This is a genomic window from Rhodoligotrophos defluvii (genome assembly GCF_005281615.1).
Taxonomy (GTDB): domain Bacteria; phylum Pseudomonadota; class Alphaproteobacteria; order Rhizobiales; family Im1; genus Rhodoligotrophos; species Rhodoligotrophos defluvii.
Window position 1 is genome coordinate 1,536,648 of sequence record NZ_SZZM01000001.1, and the last position, 16,869, is coordinate 1,553,516.

16 protein-coding genes are annotated in these 16,869 nt (G+C 64.6%); 9 read left to right on the top strand and 7 right to left on the bottom strand.

Annotation, left to right across the window (positions count from 1 at the left end):
* Positions 1-2: 2 nt before the first annotated feature.
* The 6 genes from argB to E4P09_RS07355 form a co-directional block, all read right to left on the bottom strand.
* Positions 3-917: an acetylglutamate kinase gene (argB, locus tag E4P09_RS07330; RefSeq protein WP_137388847.1), complete on the bottom strand. Its 915-nt coding sequence runs from the start codon at positions 915-917 to the stop codon at positions 3-5.
* Between the two features lie 52 nt (positions 918-969).
* The gene (locus tag E4P09_RS07335; RefSeq protein WP_137388848.1) at positions 970-1,731 is read right to left on the bottom strand and encodes an ABC transporter permease; all 762 of its coding nucleotides are present in this window, start codon (positions 1,729-1,731) and stop codon (positions 970-972) included.
* Complete coding sequence (locus tag E4P09_RS07340; protein ID WP_137388849.1) at positions 1,728-2,651, bottom strand: ABC transporter ATP-binding protein; 924 nt, start codon at positions 2,649-2,651, stop codon at positions 1,728-1,730. The genes E4P09_RS07335 and E4P09_RS07340 overlap by 4 nt, the downstream gene beginning before the upstream one ends.
* Positions 2,652-2,790: 139 nt before the next feature.
* Positions 2,791-3,567, bottom strand: a complete 777-nt coding sequence (locus tag E4P09_RS07345) for an SDR family NAD(P)-dependent oxidoreductase (protein WP_137388850.1) — start codon at positions 3,565-3,567, stop codon at positions 2,791-2,793.
* 15 nt (positions 3,568-3,582) lie between these two features.
* Positions 3,583-4,824, bottom strand: coding sequence for a thiolase family protein (locus E4P09_RS07350; protein ID WP_137388851.1), 1,242 nt, complete (start codon positions 4,822-4,824; stop codon positions 3,583-3,585).
* A 4-nt stretch (positions 4,825-4,828) separates the two neighbouring features.
* Positions 4,829-5,953 carry a CaiB/BaiF CoA transferase family protein gene (locus tag E4P09_RS07355; protein ID WP_137388852.1) on the bottom strand — a complete coding sequence of 375 codons (1,125 nt, stop codon included), beginning with the start codon at positions 5,951-5,953 and terminating at the stop codon, positions 4,829-4,831.
* Positions 5,954-6,095: 142 nt separating this feature from the next.
* Here E4P09_RS07355 and E4P09_RS07360 point away from each other — a divergent pair, with 142 nt between their 5' ends.
* The 3 genes from E4P09_RS07360 (at position 6,096) to E4P09_RS07370 (ending at position 8,835) form a co-directional block, all read left to right on the top strand.
* Positions 6,096-6,902, top strand: a complete 807-nt coding sequence (locus E4P09_RS07360) for an enoyl-CoA hydratase/isomerase family protein (protein WP_239025046.1) — start codon at positions 6,096-6,098, stop codon at positions 6,900-6,902.
* Between the two features lie 28 nt (positions 6,903-6,930).
* Positions 6,931-8,097, top strand: a complete 1,167-nt coding sequence (locus E4P09_RS07365; protein ID WP_137388853.1) for an acyl-CoA dehydrogenase family protein — start codon at positions 6,931-6,933, stop codon at positions 8,095-8,097.
* A 108-nt stretch (positions 8,098-8,205) separates the two neighbouring features.
* Positions 8,206-8,835, top strand: a complete 630-nt coding sequence (locus tag E4P09_RS07370) for a TetR/AcrR family transcriptional regulator (RefSeq protein WP_170984270.1) — start codon at positions 8,206-8,208, stop codon at positions 8,833-8,835.
* Here the strand turns inward: E4P09_RS07370 and E4P09_RS07375 are convergent, their stop codons facing one another.
* Positions 8,836-9,642 (bottom strand): MBL fold metallo-hydrolase, encoded by an 807-nt coding sequence (locus E4P09_RS07375; RefSeq protein WP_137388855.1) that lies wholly within the window; start codon positions 9,640-9,642, stop codon positions 8,836-8,838. It lies immediately after the preceding gene.
* A 240-nt stretch (positions 9,643-9,882) separates the two neighbouring features.
* Here E4P09_RS07375 and E4P09_RS07380 point away from each other — a divergent pair, with 240 nt between their 5' ends.
* From E4P09_RS07380 to E4P09_RS07405, 6 genes are read left to right on the top strand one after another with little or no spacing between them, the layout of a single operon-like run.
* Positions 9,883-10,752, top strand: a complete 870-nt coding sequence (locus E4P09_RS07380) for an ABC transporter ATP-binding protein (protein ID WP_137388856.1) — start codon at positions 9,883-9,885, stop codon at positions 10,750-10,752.
* Positions 10,752-12,719: an AMP-dependent synthetase/ligase gene (locus tag E4P09_RS07385; protein WP_137388857.1), complete on the top strand. Its 1,968-nt coding sequence runs from the start codon at positions 10,752-10,754 to the stop codon at positions 12,717-12,719. Before E4P09_RS07380 ends, E4P09_RS07385 begins: the two co-directional genes overlap by 1 nt.
* Positions 12,716-13,603 carry a branched-chain amino acid ABC transporter permease gene (locus E4P09_RS07390; protein ID WP_205042033.1) on the top strand — a complete coding sequence of 296 codons (888 nt, stop codon included), beginning with the start codon at positions 12,716-12,718 and terminating at the stop codon, positions 13,601-13,603. Before E4P09_RS07385 ends, E4P09_RS07390 begins: the two co-directional genes overlap by 4 nt.
* Before the next feature lie 4 nt (positions 13,604-13,607).
* The gene (locus tag E4P09_RS07395) at positions 13,608-14,660 is read left to right on the top strand and encodes a branched-chain amino acid ABC transporter permease (protein ID WP_137388858.1); all 1,053 of its coding nucleotides are present in this window, start codon (positions 13,608-13,610) and stop codon (positions 14,658-14,660) included.
* Between the two features lie 52 nt (positions 14,661-14,712).
* Complete coding sequence (locus E4P09_RS07400; protein WP_137388859.1) at positions 14,713-15,942, top strand: ABC transporter substrate-binding protein; 1,230 nt, start codon at positions 14,713-14,715, stop codon at positions 15,940-15,942.
* 59 nt (positions 15,943-16,001) lie between these two features.
* A complete protein-coding gene (locus E4P09_RS07405; RefSeq protein ID WP_338048990.1) occupies positions 16,002-16,793 on the top strand; it encodes an ABC transporter ATP-binding protein in 792 nt (263 codons plus the stop codon).
* Positions 16,794-16,869 lie beyond the last annotated feature (76 nt).

The following is a 16,869-nucleotide window of genomic DNA, read 5'->3' on the forward strand; positions in this document are numbered from 1 at the left end:
GCTCATCCCTCGCCTGTGCGGCTGATGCGGGTGCCGACCCCGTAGGGCGTGAACAGCTCGAGCAGTACGATGTGCGGCACGCGGCCATCGAGAATGACGGCCCCCTCGACCCCCTTCTCGACCACCGCCACGCAAGTCTCGATCTTCGGGATCATGCCGCCGGAGGCGGTACCGTCCTGAACCAGCCGCTGCGCTTCCTCCAGCGTGAGCTCGCGGATCAGCGTCTTGTCCTTGTCGAGCACGCCTTCCACGTCGGTCAAGAGCAGCAGGCGCTTGGCTTGGGTGGCGACGGCGATGGCGCCGGCGAAGGTATCGGCGTTGATGTTGAACGTCCCGCCCGAGCGCGAGGTGCCGATCGGCGCGATAACCGGGATGGCGTCGCTCGCGGTGATGACATTCAGGATCTCGGGATTGACGGTCTCGGGCTCGCCGACAAAGCCCAGGTCCACGATCCGTTCGATATTGGAATCCGGGTCCCGCTTCGTACGGGTCAGGCGGCGTGCCATCATCAGGTTGCCGTCCTTGCCGGAAATACCGATCGCACGGCCGCCTTCCTGCTGGATGCTGGCCACCACCTGCTTGTTGATGGAGCCGGCCAGCACCATCTCGACGATCTCGACCGTAGCCTGATCGGTTATTCGCAAGCCGTCCTGAAAGGTCGACTTGATCTGCAGCCGGTCCAGCATCTTCCCGATCTGCGGCCCGCCGCCATGGACGACAATGGGGTGGATGCCGCTGAGCTTGAGCTGCACCATGTCGCGCGCGAACTGCCGCGCCAAGGTCTCGTCGCCCATGGCATGGCCGCCATATTTTACCACGACCGTCTGGCCATCATAGCGCTGCATGAAGGGCAGCGCCTCTGAAAGGATGTGGGCCTGGATTTCGCGGGAGACGTGCTCCGTGTCGGGTATGCTCATGGCGCTGCTTTCTCGGACATCTACGGCCGGTCGATCCAATCGCTTTAGCCCATCACGATCGCAACCGGTAGCCTGTCTTGAATATCCACCAGATGATCGCCAGGCATATGATGAGGAACAGCAGGGTCATGGCGAGGCTGATGCCGACCTGCACGTCGGCCACCTCGAAGAAGCTCCAGCGGAAGCCGCTGACCAGGTAGACCACGGGGTTCAACAGGGCCACCGTCCGCCAGCTCTCAGGCAGCATGTCGATGGAATAGAAGCTGCCGCCTAAAAAGGTGAGCGGGGTGATCACCAGCAGCGGGATGAGCTGAAGCTTCTCGAAATTGTCGGCCCAGATGCCGATGATAAAGCCGAACAGGCTGAAGGTCACGGCGGTCAGCACGAGGAAGGCGAGCATCCATACGGGATGAGCGATGTGGAGCGGCACGAACAGATTGGCCGTTGCGAGGATGATCAGCCCGATCATGATCGACTTGGTGGCCGCCGCGCCCACATAGCCGAGCACCGCCTCGAAATAGGAGACCGGCGCCGACAGCAGCTCGAAGATCGTGCCGGTGAACTTCGGGAAGTAGATGCCGAAGGAGGCGTTGGAGACGCTTTGGGTTAGAAGCGACAGCATGATCAGCCCGGGGACGATGAAGGCGCCGTAGGTCACGCCTTCAACCCGCGGAATATGCGAGCCGATGGCTGCGCCGAACACCACGAAATAGAGCGAGGTTGAGATCACCGGCGAGACGACGCTCTGGAGCAGAGTGCGGAAGGTCCGCGCCATCTCGAAACGGTAGATCGCTGCGACTGCGGTCAGGTTCATTTGGCCGAATGCACCAGGTTGACGAAGATCTCTTCGAGGGAGCTTTGCGTGGTTTCGAGGTCCTTGAAGGTGATGCCGGCTGCACTCAGCGCCTGCAGCAGTGTGGTGATGCCGGTGCGGGTGCCCTGGGAATCGTAGGTATAGACCAGGTCCCGTCCTTCGTTTGCCAGGTCGAGGTCGTAGCCTGCAAGCGCGGGAGGTATCGCATCGAGCGGCCCATTCAGGTGCAGGGTCAGCTGCTTGCGGCCCAGCTTGCGCATGAGCTCGGCCTTGTCCTCCACCAGGATGAGCTCGCCGCGGTTGATCACGCCGATGCGGTCGGCCATGTCCTCCGCTTCCTCGATATAATGGGTGGTGAGGATGATGGTGACGCCGCTCTGGCGCAGGTGCCGGATCAGCTGCCACATGTCCTGGCGCAGCTCCACGTCGACACCGGCGGTGGGCTCGTCGAGGAACAGGATCTTCGGCTCGTGCGACAGCGCCTTGGCAATCATCACCCGCCGCTTCATGCCGCCCGAGAGGGTGAGGATTTTGCTGTTGCGCTTCTCCCAGAGCGAAAGGTCCTTGAGGATCTGCTCGATGAGCGCGGGGTTGCGCTTGCGCCCGAACAAGGCGCGGCTGAAGCTGACGGTCGCCCATACCGTCTCGAACGCATCCGTGGTCAGCTCCTGGGGCACCAGGCCGATCATCGACCGGGTGATCCGATAGTTGGAGATGTCGTGGCCGCCCACGGTGACGGTGCCACCGCTTGGCTGCACCAGGCCGCAGATGATGCTGATCAGCGTGGTCTTGCCGGCGCCATTGGGCCCGAGCAGCGCGAAGATCTCCCCGCGGCGGATTTCCAGACTGATGTCCTTGAGCGCCTGGAACCCGCTGGCATAGGTCTTCGACAGGTGCGAAATCTCGATGATCGGCGACATGGGCTCGCGGCGTCAGGGCGTATCGATAGCGGACCGGGACAGGGCCCGGTCGAGGAAGGCGGTAGATCTACCCCATCCTTTACGGCACGTCATGCCCTTTGGATCACTCGCGACGTGCCCGCGCCGCACGCCCGCACATTCATCTTGGATGCATGCGCGCCCCCGCGTCGACATTGAGGGTCGTGGCGTTGATATAGCTGTTTTCAGCGATGTGGCGGACGAGGCTTGCGAACTCCTCCGGCCGCCCCATGCGGTCGGGGAACAGGATCATGCGGTCGATGATGGATTGGGAGACGGTGTCCGGCATGCCCGCCACCATGGCCGTATCGAACAGGCCGGGCGCGATGGACACGACCCGGATGCGGTGCTGGGCGAGGTCGCGGGCCACCGGCAGGGTCAGGCCCATGACGCCCGCCTTGCTGGCGCTGTAGGCGGCCTGCCCGATCTGCCCCTGCCAGGCCGCGCCCGAAGCGGTGTTGATGATGACGCCGCGCTCACCCTTTTCGCCACCGTCCGGCTCGTTGTGCGTCATGGCCAGCGCCGCCCAGCGAATCACGTTGAAGGTGCCGGTGAGGTTGATGCCGATCACCTTGCTCCAGGTGGCAAGCGGGAAAGGCTCGCCGCGCGAAACCGTCTTGGCGGCATCCGCCACGCCGGCACAGTTCACCGCCAGGTGAATGGCGCCGAACGCGTTCAGAGCCCCGTCGATACCGGCTTTGACGCTGCCATCGTCCGCCACGTCCACCACCGCCGTGTGGGCGGCGCTGCCCAGTTCGTCCTTGAGCGCATCGAGGCGCTCGCCGCTGAGATCGAAGGCGGCGATTCGGCAGCCGGCCTCCGCGAGCGTTCGTGCCGAAGCGCGGCCAAGACCGGAACCCGCGCCGGTAACCACCGCGACCTTGTCCTTGAGGTTCATCAGCGAGCCTTTCGTTCAGTTCCTGGCGAGAATGGTGATGCAGGCAACCGCCTCTTCGATGCCGTGCAGCCCGCCGCCGTTCTCGGCCAATGCGATACGGGCGCCCTCCACCTGGCGGGGACCCGCCACACCGCGCAGCTGGCCAACGAGTTCATAGATCTGGCCGATGCCGGTGGCGCCGACCGGATGGCCTTTCGATTCGAGACCACCCGATGGATTCACAGGAATGCGGCCGCCGATCCTCGTCTCGCCGCGCTCGGAGGTGGGGCCGCCCTCACCGAACGGGCAGAAGCCAAGATTCTCGATCTGGATGATCTCGCCCATGGCGGTGGCGTCGTGCACTTCCGCCACCGATACATCCTCGGGGCCGATGCCGGCCTTCTCATAGGCCCGCCGTGCGGCCAGAGCAGTGATGTGCCGGTCGACCTCCGAGGGGTCGCGGTCGCTGCCGGTCTGAAGCACCGAGGCCAGCACCTTCACGGCGCGCGACTTGTCCACGCCATGCCGATCCATGCCCTGTTCGGTCATGAGCACGGCGGCCGCGGCGCCATCCGAGATCGGCGAGCACATGGGCAAGGTGAGCGGATAGGTGATGGGCGGTGCCGCCAGCACATCGTCGACCGTATAGGGGTCGCGGAACTGGGAAAGCGGATTGTGCACGGAGTGCTGGTGGTTCTTGGCGGCGACCGCCGCGATCTGCCGCTGGGTGGTGCCGAAGGTCTTCATATGAAACCGGGCAAAGGCGGCATAGACGTCCATGAACACGCTGTAGGGCTTGTCTGACGTGGTGCCCGCGGGCGGCTCGATGCCTTCGCCCAGCTTCATGAGGCGAGCCTGGATGGCGCCCGTATCGCTCACGTCCCAGGCCCCATCAAAGGCGCCGAACATCAGCGCCCGGTCGTTCGAGAACAGCTTCTCGGCACCCACCGCCAGCACGACATCGTTCTCGCCGGCCTTGAGCTGGGTGACCGCCAGGTTCAGCGCGGTGGCGCCGCTGGCGCAGGCATTCTCCACATTCACCACCGGAATACCGCTCAGCCCCATGGCCCTGAGCGCTATCTCGCCCCGCACCATGTGCTGCTTCTCCATATGCCCCTGCGCCGCATTGGCAAAGAACGCCGCCTCGATGGCGTCCGCATTGACGCCGGCATCTTCCAGGGCGGCGGTGACGGCCTGGCGGGTCATGGTCTTGATGTCCACATCCAGCATGCGCCCGAACGGGGTCATGCCGACGCCGACGATATAGACGGGTTCCATTGAGTCAGCTCCTTGCTGAAATCGGCTTGTGCTGGGCGAGGCTGTCCAGCACCTCGCTCGTATGGGCACCGAGCGCCGGCACGCCGCGCGCAGGGCCCGGGTGGTGCGCATTGACGGTCAACGGCTGCGCTACATAACGACGCCGCGAGCCATCATCCTCCACCACCGTGGCGAACATGCCCCGTTCGATGAAATGCGGGTCGCGCACCACCTCGTCGAGGTCATGGACCGGGCTCCAGGCGATGCCAGCGCGGTCGAACGCCGCAGCCCATTCCTCGCGCGGCCGGGTCGCCAGCCGCTCGGCAATCGCACGGGCCAGCTCAACCCTTTCGGCCACCCGCTGCGGCCGCTTGTAGCCGACAGCGTGATCGAGCCCGACCAACCGGCAGAACGGCTGCCAGAACCAGTCCTCATGGGCGATGGACAGGGAGATGAGCTTGCCGTCGGCGCAGGTGAAGGTGCCGTAGGCGGGCTCCTCGCCGATCTCCTCGGCCTGGGCGCCGTTCAGCACAGGGGCGAGGAACACCGACATCCACGAGACCAGGCCATCGGTCATGGACACATCGATATAGGTGCCCTTTCCCGTGCTGGACCGGCTGACGATGCCGGCCAGCGCCGCCAGGGCAGCGAACATACCGGACGACAAGTCGCCGATGGCGATCTCGCCGCCTGCGGATGTGCGGCCCGCCCGCGCGTCGCGGAACATGAAGCCGCTGATCGCCTGGTAAGACAGGTCATGGGCCGGGCGTTCGCGGTAAGGGCCGGTCTGGCCGAAGCCCGAGATCGAGATATAGACTGTACGCGGATTGATCTTGGCCACCTCGTCCGGCCCGAAGCCCAGGCGCTGCATGGTGCCCGGGCGGAAGCCCTCGAGCAGCACATCCGCCGTGGTGATCAGGTCGCGCAGGGCCTGCTTGCCTGTTTCCGTCTTGAGGTCGAGACAGACGGAGCGTTTGCCGCGGTTGATGGCGGCGAAGAATTCGGGAAACTGCCGTGCCGGATCACCGCCTCCGGGCCGCTCGACCTGGATGACATCGGCGCCGAGATCGCCCAACAGCAGGGTGGCGTAGGGCCCGGGATATTGCTCCGCCAGGCTGACGACACGGATCCCGTCCAGAAGTGCCCGCATGGTTCCTCTCCTAGCAGCCGCGCAGTTGACCGCCTTGCGTATTTTATCATTGGGTCTACAGTGTAACCTAATAAACAGTGATTTGACCCGTTAGTCAATTTCTCGGAGGCGCTATGCGTTCCGAGCCAGGGAGGAGAGACTTATGTCGGAAGCGATGGTTGCGGCAGAGCCGGTCGTCGTCTCGGAAATCCGTGACGGCGCTCTATGGCTGAGGTTGAACAGGCCCGAAGCCATGAATTCGCTCATACCCGCGGTGTTGGACGGTATCGAGGAGGGCCTTGACCGTGTCGAGCATGATCCGGACGTCAAGGCGGTGGTCCTGACCGGAACCGGCCGCGCCTTCTGCGCCGGCGCCGACCTCAAGTTCGTGCGCAGCCAGGTGGGCGAAGACCCCGCGAACATGCGCGGCTTTCTCGACCAGGTGATCGGCACGCTGAACCGGCTGGAGGCGTTTCCACGGCCGGTGATCGCCGCCGTGAACGGCATGGCGCTGGCCGGCGGCTTGGAGCTGGTGCTGTGTTGTGACCTGGTGATTGCCGCACGCTCGGCCAAGCTGGGGGATGCGCATGCCAATTACGGCCTGCTGCCCGGCGGCGGCAGCTCCGTGCGGCTGCCGCGCAAGATCGGCCCGACCCGCGCCAAATACATGCTCTATACGGGCGAATTCATTCCGGCGGAGCAGCTGGTGGATTGCGGCCTGGTCAACGAGGTGGTGGACGACGACGACCTTATCCCGGCGGCCGAACGGCTGATCGCGAAGCTGGCGGTGAAGAGCTCGCTGGTGTTGCGGCGGATGAAAGCCCTTGTGGATGACGGGTTGGAGCAGCCGAGCGATACGGCCTTGCGGCTCGAGCTTCTCGCCAGCGAGCTTCACGCCACCAGTCATGACATGAGCGAGGGCCTCACGGCATTCCAGGAGAAGCGGAAGCCGCGGTTCATCGGGCGGTGAGGGCGTCGGCAGAACTGGGAGGGACCCTATGAATCTCCAATTGACAGCCGCGGGATCAGCCGACGATTTCGGCCTCACCGAACCACAGGTGCTCATTCGGCAATCGGCGCGACAGGTGGCGCAGGAGGTGATCGCGCCGACCGCCGCGGCCCGGGACAAATCCTCCGCCTGGCCGCATGCCGAGCTCAAGGCGGTGGCGGATCTCGGCTTCATGGGCATGCTGGTGCCCGAGGCCTATGGCGGGTCCGACATCGGCTTCGTCGGCTATTGCCTCGTCATCGAGGAACTGTCGCGCGCCGATGGCGGCCTGGGCACCATCGTGCATGTGCACAATCTCGGCGCGAGCTATCCGCTCGCCCAGAACGGCACCGAGGAGCAGAGGCAGCGCTTCCTTCCGCCGATGGCGCGCGGCGAGCATGTCGGCGCAGTGATGCTGACGGAGCCGCATGCGGGCTCGGACACCGCCTCCTTCCGTACCAGCGCCCGGCGCGAGGGCGGCCACTTCGTCCTCAACGGCACCAAGCAGTTCGTGTCCAACGGGTCGGAAGCGGGTATGACGCTGGTTCTCGCCGTCACCGACAGAGAGGCCGGAAAACAGGGCTTCACCACATTCATCGTGGACCCGAAGACACCGGGGGTCGAAGTGGCGCGGGTCGAGGACAAGCTGGGCCAGCACACGGCTCATACGGCCCAGATCGTGCTGCGCGACGTGCGTGTGCCGGTCGAGAATGTGCTCGGCGGCGTCGGCAACGGCTACAGGGTCGCCCTGGGCCTGCTGTCCGACGGACGGGTGGCGATCGCCGCCCAGGCGGTCGGTATTGCGCAGGCGGCGCTGGATGCGGCGGTGGCCTATGCACGCGAGCGCCAAGCTTATGGCGCACCGCTCACCAAACTGCAGGCTGTGAGCTTCCGCCTGGCGGAGATGGCAGCCCAGGTCGACATCGCCCGCCAATACTATCTCCACGCTGCCCGGTTGATCGAAGCGGGCATCCCTTGCGCCAAGCAGGCCGCTGCGGCCAAGCTGTTCGCGGGAGAAATGGCCGAGCGTGTCTGTTCAGACGCATTGCAGATTCATGGCGGTTATGGTTACACCTCAGATTTCCCGGTCGAGCGATTCTATCGGGACGTGCGCGTGTGCAAGATCTATGAGGGAACGAGCGATATCCAGAAGCTGATCATCTCGCGCAATCTTTAGGGGGATCGCGCCGGCAGCTTGCGGGCTTGGAGGTGAAATGCGACATAGTCTTGGCGCGGGATGACCACGAGAACAAAGATCGCTCGCCCCAGGGGAGGAGGCCAGCCGTTGTCGAGACGCGGCCGCCATAGCGGCGCCTGGAAGAACGTTGTGCTGAGCAGGGACGAGCAATTCGCCCTGAAGCGGACTGCCCTGCTCAGGGAAGCTGCCCGCGCCTTCAGCGCGCGCGGCTATCACCAGACCTCGCTGGTAGACGTGGCGCAGACCCTGGGGGTTACCAAGGCTGCCCTCTACTATTACGTCTCCAACAAGCAGGAAATCCTCTACGAATGCCACATGATGGCGCTTGACTTCGGTGAACAGGCGCTGGCGCATGCTCTGCAGCATGGTCGCAACGGGCGCGAAAAGGTGGTGCTGCTGACCCAGCGCTATCTCGAGCTTCTCACCAGCGAGATCGGCTCCTGCGCAGTGCTCGCCGAGGTCAACGCGCTCGAGCCGGAAAACCGCGACCGGGTTGTGAAGCGCCGCGACGATTTCGATCGGCGCTTTCGCCAGCTGATCAATGAGGGCATCGCCGATGGGAGCCTGCGGAACGTCGATCCCAAGCTCACTGTATTCTTCTTCATGGGCGCGGCCAACTGGCTGACGCGCTGGTTCACTCCGGATGGAGAGAAATCGGGTGCCGCCATTGCCGCGGCATTCTCCGATCTGCTGGATAGGGGCATCCGCGCCGGCTGATCAGTGGCCAGGCAGCACCAGCACGGTGGGCCGCTCCGGCAAGGTCGAGGCCGAGACCACCACATGGGGATCGGCACGGGTCTCCACCGCGAAGTCGGCTTGCATCTGATCCAGGAACCGGGCCAGGGTATCCGGGCCGAAATAGTGCATGGGGATGACCAGCTGGGCGCGCAGCTCCTTGAGCACCTCGACCATTGAGGCCTGATTCATGGTGAAGGAGCCGTCCACCGGCACCATCACGATGTCGAGCCTGCCGATCTGGCCGAGCCGGTCAGGTCCGAGGGTGTGATGGAGGTGGCCGAGATGGCCGATGCACAACCCGGCCACTTCGAAGATGAAGATGGAGTTGCCGTCCGGTATGCGCCCGCCCGACCAATCGCGTATGTCGGTGGTGACGTTGCGAACGGTCATGTCGCCCACGGTGAGATGGTGCCGGGCCGGCGTCCCCTCCGTGCCCCAGCCGCGCAGCACGTGCTGGATGAGCGGTGATGGATTGTCCGTATAGTGGGTCCGGTGGGCGCGGTTCATGGTGACCACCGTCGGGATCAGTCCGTCGGGAAGATAGCCGGCATAATCGGTGGCGACCGTGACGCCGCCCGCGCTCTCGATCAGGAAGGTGGCATGCCCGACGAAGGTGATGCTCACCTCGTTCTGGGCCAGCGCGACCGGTTGGAGAGCCGCCGTCTGCACGGGCGTGGATGTGTCGGCCACCGCCAGGCAACTGCTGACGGGCTGCGCATTTGCGGCCGCAACCGCACTCCCGAACCAGAACGCCGCGACCAGGGCAAGTGCACTCGATATCCGCATTACAGACCTCCGCTCGTCGCCACCTCTCCATTTTTGGCGCGGAACATGCCGGATGTAGCATCACGTTTCGTTCAATCGGGCTGGCCGCTCCATGCGCATTGACGTCGCGTCAATTTTTGCCAACAATGGATTTGACTACCGAGTAAAAATTGCATCTAATAGGTCAAACAACACACACCGACGCGATGGGCGACAAGAGAGCCTCGCGCCCGCGAAGGCTCCAGTCAGGTGGGAGGGTACATGGGAAGTGCTGCGATCAGCGGCCGCGAAGCCGTGGCCGATGCTGCTGTCGGTCATATCCCCGAACGGCTCGGCGGTTCCGCCCAGACGAGTGCCGGCCGCAGGCCTTTGCTGGAGGCCAGCGGCATTACGCTTCGGTTCGGCGGCATCGTAGCGCTCGACAATGTCTCCCTCACGATCCGCGATGATGAACTGGTAGCCGTAATCGGCCCGAACGGGGCGGGCAAGACGTCGCTAATGAATTGCCTGAGCGGCTTTTACCGGCCGCAGCAGGGCGCCATCAGCTTCGCCGGCGAATCATTCACCGGCAAGAGCGTGCATGCCATCGCCCGCTCCGGCGTCGCCCGCACCTTCCAGGGCACGCACATCTTCTCCGGCATGTCGGTGATCGACAACATCAAGGTCGGCCGGCACATCCACATGAAGACGTCGGTGCTGCAGGCTTTCCTGCATGTGGGCTGGGCCAAGGACGAGGAGATGCGCCACCGCGAGGTGGTGGAGGAGATCATCGAGTTCCTCGAGATCGAGCCCATCCGGCACCAGCCGGTGGGCAGCCTCGGCTATGGCCTGCGCAAGCGCGTCGACCTCGGGAGGGCTTTGGCGCAGGAGCCGAAGATCCTGCTGATGGATGAGCCCATGGCCGGCATGAATACGGAGGAGAAGGAAGACCTCGCCCGGTTCATCCTGGACGTTCGCGAAGCCCGCAAGATCCCCGTGGTGCTGGTCGAGCACGACATGGGGGTGGTGATGGATCTGGCCGACCGGATCGCGGTGCTCGATTTCGGCCGGAAGATCGCCGAGGGCACACCGGAGGAGGTGCAGCGCGACCCCGCGGTTCTCAAGGCCTATCTCGGCGAGGAGAGCCGCTGATGCTGCCCATGCGCACCTTGCCGCAGCTGTTGGTGGAGCGGGCGACCGCGGAGCCTGGCCGCCTCGTCGAGCGCCACAAGTACCGCGGCATCTGGCGCGAATACACCTTCGCCGATGTCCTGGGGCACGTGCGCAACGTCGCACTCGGGTTGCACGCGTTGGGGCTGCAGCGCGGCGACACGGTGGCCATTCTCGGGGAAAACGAGCCGGAGGCATTCTGGACCGAATATGCCGCCCATGCGGCGGGCGGCAAGGTGGTCTGCCTCTATCCCGACCTCACCGCCGACGAGATCGATTACCTGCTGAATGACAGCGAGGCGGTCTATCTGGTGGCGCAGGACCAGGAACAGGTGGACAAGGCCCTGGCGGTGAAGTCGCGGGCGCCCAAGCTGCGTCGGGTCATCTATTGGGATGACACGGGCATGTGGTCCTATCGCGACGACTGGCTGATGACCTTCGAGGCCCTGGAGGCGGAAGGCAAGGCGGCCCATGCGACGAGGCCCGATCTGTTCCGGTCGCTGGTGGATGCGGGCAAGCCCGACGACATCGCCGTGCTGTCCTATACATCGGGCACGACCGGCCGCCCAAAGGGCGTGATCCTCACCCACCGCTATCTCATCGACAATGCCTACCGGGTGATGAACGGCACAGGCATAAAGCCGGGTATGGAATATCTCACCTATATCGCGCCGGCCTGGGCGACCGAGCAGGTGTTCGGCATCGCCCTGGGGCTGGTGCTGCCCATGGTGGTGAATTTCCCGGAATCGCCCGAGGAGGTTTTGAACAACATCCGCGAGCTTGCGGTGGAGGCCCTGGTTTTCGCGCCCAGGCAGTGGGAGAGCCTGGCAGCGACGGTTCAGGCGCGCATGCTGGATGCGGGGCGGGTGCGCCGGAAGCTCTACGATTGGGGCGTCGACATCGGCCGGAAGGTCAACGTGGCGCGTCTCGAAGGAAGGCCCGTGGCGCTGGGGGCGCGTATGGCGTTCCCGCTGGCCGAGGCGCTGGTCCTGCGGCCCTTGCGCGACAAGCTGGGCCTGACCCGTGCCAAAGTCGCGCTCAGCGGCGGCTCCACCATGGCACCTGACGTGTTCCGGCTCTTCCATGCCATCGGCGTTCCCCTGCGCAATCTCTATGGCACGACCGAGATGGGCATCGTCACCATCCACCAGGGCGAGCGCTACAACCTCGAGACGGTCGGCCATTGGCTTGCCTCCCATCCGGAGGCCGGCGAGCCGCTGAGCTGGAAGGTGACGGAAAAGGGCGAGCTGCTGCTGCGCGGCGGATCGTTCTTCCAGGGCTATTACCGGCTGCCGGAGAAGTCGGCGGAACGGCTCACGGACGGCGGCTGGTATCAGACGGGAGACGCCGTCTCCCAGACCGACAGCGGCGAGCTGGTGTTCCTGGAGCGGGTGGATGATCTGCGCACCCTGCGCTCGGGCGTGCGGTTCCCGCCGCAATTCATCGAGACGCGGCTGCGCTTCAGCCCGTTCATCAAGGACATCATGACCTTGGGCGATGAGACCCGCGACTTCATCGCCGCGCTGATCAACATCGACATGGGCGTGGTCTCCCGCTGGGCGGAAGACCGCAACATCGGCTTTTCCACCTTCACCGACCTGTCGCAGAAGCCGGAGGTGGCGGCGCTCATCCGCGACGAAATTCAGCGGGTCAACAGCTTCCTGCCGGATACCTCGCGGGTCCGGCGCTTCGCCAATTTCCCGAAGGAGCTGGACCCGGACGAGGGAGAGCTGACCCGCACCCGCAAGCTGCGGCGCGAGTTCCTGGAGCAGCGCTATGGGATGCTGATCGATGCCATCTACAGCGGCGCGCCTTCGGTGCGCGTCGAAGTACCCGTGACCTATCAGGACGGACGGCGCAGCACTCTGGTGGCCAGCGTCGCCATTCACGAAGTCGACCCGGGCAAGTCGCCCGCCCGCGCGCCTCTAGCCACGGAAGCCGCCGAATGATGATCGATTTCCTCACCTATCTGATCACCGGCACCCTTGTCGGGCTGCTTTATGCGCTCATCGCCATGGGTTTCGTGGTGATCTACCGCGCGTCCAAGGTGTTCAACCTGGCCCAGGGCGAGCTGGTGGTGTTCGGCGGCTTCATCGTCTGGTGGATGGTGGTCAATACCGGCCTGCCGCTCTGGATCGGCATTCCACTGGCCTTCGCCGCCGCGGCCGTGTTCGGCTTCCTCATCGAGCGGATCTTCTTCTCCAAGCTGGTGGGCGAATCGGTCTTTGCCATGGTGATGGTCACCATCGGCCTGCTCATCCTCTTGCGCGGTCTGATCCTGGTGCTGTTCGGCCCGCAGGTGCGGCCGTTCCCGATCGTTTTCCCGCTGCAGCCCATCTTCATCGGCGACATCCTCATTCCGCGCGCCCTGCTCTATGGCGGGATCATCACCATCGTGGTCGGCCTCGCTCTCTCCTATTTCTTCAACAGGACGCGGCCGGGCCTGCGCATGACCGCGGTGGCGGAAGACCATCAAGTCGCTGTCTCCCTCGGCATCTCGGTGAAGCGCTCCATCGCCTTCGCCTGGGTCCTCGGCGCGCTGCTGTCCACCCTGGGCGCGATCATCTATCTCAGCGGGAAATCGCTGAACTTCCTTGCGTCCGAGATCGGCATGGCGGCGCTGCCTGTCGCGCTGCTCGCCGGCTTCGAGTCGATCGGCGGCGTGCTGCTGGCCGGGGTCATCGTCGGCATCATCCAAGGCCTCGTCACCGCCTATGTCGACCCGGCCGTAGGCGCCGCCTTCGGCACGGTGGTGCCGTTCGTCATCATGCTCGCCATCCTGTTCATCCGGCCGACCGGCATGTTCGGCTGGAAGACGATCGAGAGGGTTTGACCCCATGGATCCCGCTGGCGTCTTTGCCGTAAGTTTCGCGCGCGACGAGGCGCTGATCCGCACGCGCGGCCAGTGGATCGCGCTTGCCCTGTTCATCCTGCTGCTGTTCTTGCTGCCCTATCTGGTCGGCGCGCGGGTGATGGCCGTGGCCAATGTGATGCTGATCACCGCGGTGGTGGTGATCGGTCTGCAGATCAATACGGGCTATGCCGGCCAGATCAATCTCGGCCAGGCGGCGTTCATGGGGGTCGGCGCCTACACCACCGGCATTCTGGCGTCCAAGCTCGGCCTGCCGTTCTGGCTCACCATACCCCTGGGTGGCGCCGCATCGGCCCTGTTCGGCTTCATCTTCGGGCTCTCGGCCCTGCGCATCAAAGGCTTCTATCTGGCGCTCACCACCATTGCCGCGCAAAGCCTTTTCCATTTCCTCGTGCTGAACCTGCCGACGAGCTGGGTCGGCGGGTCGAACGGCATCTCGCTGGAGCCGGCGCAGCTGTTCGGCATCGTCTTCGATACGGACCGGTCGCTTTACTATCTCTGCCTGGTGGTGGCGATCATCATGACCTATGGCGCCTTCGGGATCGTGCGCGGTCGCCACGGCCGCGCCTTCATCGCGGTGCGCGATGACGACGTGGCCTCGGGCATGATGGGCATCAACGTGGTGAAGACCAAGGCGGTGGCCTTCCTGATCGGCGCCTTCTATGCGGGCGTCGGCGGCGCGCTATGGGCCTATTACGTGCGCTTCGTGGCGGTGGACCAGTTCACCCTGTTCCACTCCATCTGGTTCATCGCCATGATCATCGTGGGCGGCATGGGCTCGATCGTCGGGGCGCTGGTCGGCGTCGTCATCATCAAGGCGGCGCAGGAGACGCTGGTCACGCTCGGTCCCGGCCTGGTGCAGATGTTCCCGGCGCTCGGCGGCGAGCTGGTGTTCGCCACCATGAACATCTTCCTGGGCGGGGTGATCGCCGCCTTCCTGATCTTCGAACCGCGCGGGCTGATGCACCGCTGGTCGATCATCAAGCGCTCCTACCGGCTCTGGCCTTTCCCCTATTGAGACGGTTTCAACAACCACGATCCGCAACGGTGATACGGGAGGAAGAAATCTGATGAAGCACAGCATGCGCATGACGGTGGCGGGCGCCATTGCCGCGGCCGGCATTCTTGCCTCGGTATGGTCGGCCCAGGCGCAGACTACCTACAATGTCGCCGGAATGGCCGATTTCACCGGGCCCTATGCCGACATCATGAAGGACTGGACGGAAACGCGTCACGCGACCGTCCGCTGGTGGAACGAGGAGGTCGGCAAGGGCCTCGGCGTTCAGGTGAACCTGAAGGACTACGACAACCGCTACGACGTGGCCCAGGTGGCGAGCCTGTGGCCGGGCATCAAGGCGGAGATCAATCCGGTGGTGGTGCTCGGCGTGGGCGGCCCGGACGTGGCGGCGCTGCAGAACCGGCTGCCCAGCGACAAGGTGCCCATGGTCATGGCAACGGCGAGCTATGGCTATGTCTGGAAGCCGGACCCGTGGGTGTTCAACCCGCGGCCGACCTATAGCCACGAGTCGGCGGCGTTCTGCAACTGGCTGCGTGAGAAACGCGGCGGCGAGGGGCCGCTCAAGGTCGGCATCATCTCGTCGGAAGCCTCGCCCGCCTACGTGGATATCCACAACGGGCTGGTGAAATATGCCAAGGACAACCCGGACAAGGTGGAAGTGGTCGAGGTGGTGTTCACCGAGGTGCAGCCGACCGATCTGACCACCCAGGTCAACCGCCTGCTGCGCAACGGGGTCGAGGCCATCGTCATCCAGACCAACACGGCGGCGGTGGTGGCCACCAAGCGCGCCCTGCAGACACTCGGCAAGGACGTGCCGATCATGATGAGCTCGCATAACGGCATCCTGACCTCGGCCCGCGCCGCCGGGGACATGTCGCAGCTCAATGGCGACTACGAGGTCTATGGCATGGCGGTGCCAACCGACGCCGAGACCGAGCCGCACAAGTTCTTCAACATGCTCTCGGAGAAATATGGGCTGAAGGCCAACTGGAACGTGCCGTCGGTCATGGGCCTGGCGCAGATGCTGGTGGCGCTGCGCTCGATCGAGGCCGCGGCGAAAAAGGTCGGTCCCGACAAGGTCACCGGTGAGGCGGTGCGTGAGGCCATCCTCAGCACGCCGATCCCGTCGAGCGAAACCTTCGGCGTGCTGCCGGATCTCAAGTTCACCAATGAGGCGCCCTTCCCGCCCTCAGGCCTCACCGCCACCATCGCGACGGTCGAGGACGGCAAATATGTGATCGCTGCCGAGAACGTGCCGGTGCCTGATCTCAACAAGTGGTGATGCGTCACGGGGCTGGCTGCTCTGGCGGCCGCCCCGCTTGCTTCGGGTGGAGAACGCAAGTGCTCGAACTCACCAATGTCGAAGTCATCTACAGCGACGTCATCCTGGCGGTGAAAGGCATCTCCATGGTTGTCGGGAAGGGCCAGTGCGTGACGCTGCTCGGCGGCAATGGCGCCGGCAAGAGCACCACGCTGAAGGCCATTTCCCGGGTCATCACCATGGAAGATGGCGATGTCACGGGCGGCACCATCACCTTCGAGGGCGACCGCATCGATCGGGCGGACCCGGAGGAGATCGTCTCTCGCGGTCTCGTCCACATCATGGAGGGCCGGCGGGTGCTGCGCCACCTCACCACCGAGCAGAACCTGCTGGTGGGCGGCCATATGGAGCCCTCCGGCCGGGCGGTGCGGCAGCGGCTGGAAGAGGTATACGACCGTATCGGCCGGCTGGCGGCGCTGAAGAGCCGCACGGCGGGCTATCTCTCCGGCGGCGAGCAGCAGATGGTGGTGATCGGTCGGGCCATGATGGCCAACCCGAAGATGATCATGATCGACGAGCCGTCGCTGGGCCTGGCCCCACTGATGGTGGAGGAAGTTTTCGCTCTGCTCCACAGCCTGAAGCGGTCCGGCATCACCCTGCTCATCGTGGAGCAGAACACCCGTGTCGCCCTCGACATAGCGGACTATGGCTATGTGATGGAGAACGGACGCATCGTTCTCGAGGGGGCGGCGAGCGACCTCAAGTCGAACGAGGACGTACGCGAGTTCTATCTCGGCCTGACCATGGAGGGCGAGCGCAAGAGCTATCGGGACGTGAAGCACTACCGCCGCCGCAAGCGCTGGCTGGGCTAGGCATGGCGCGTGAATAGACTTCGGCAGCAATACCGCTCTGAATACACCAAGTCGGCGTTATGCTTGCGCCAAGGGA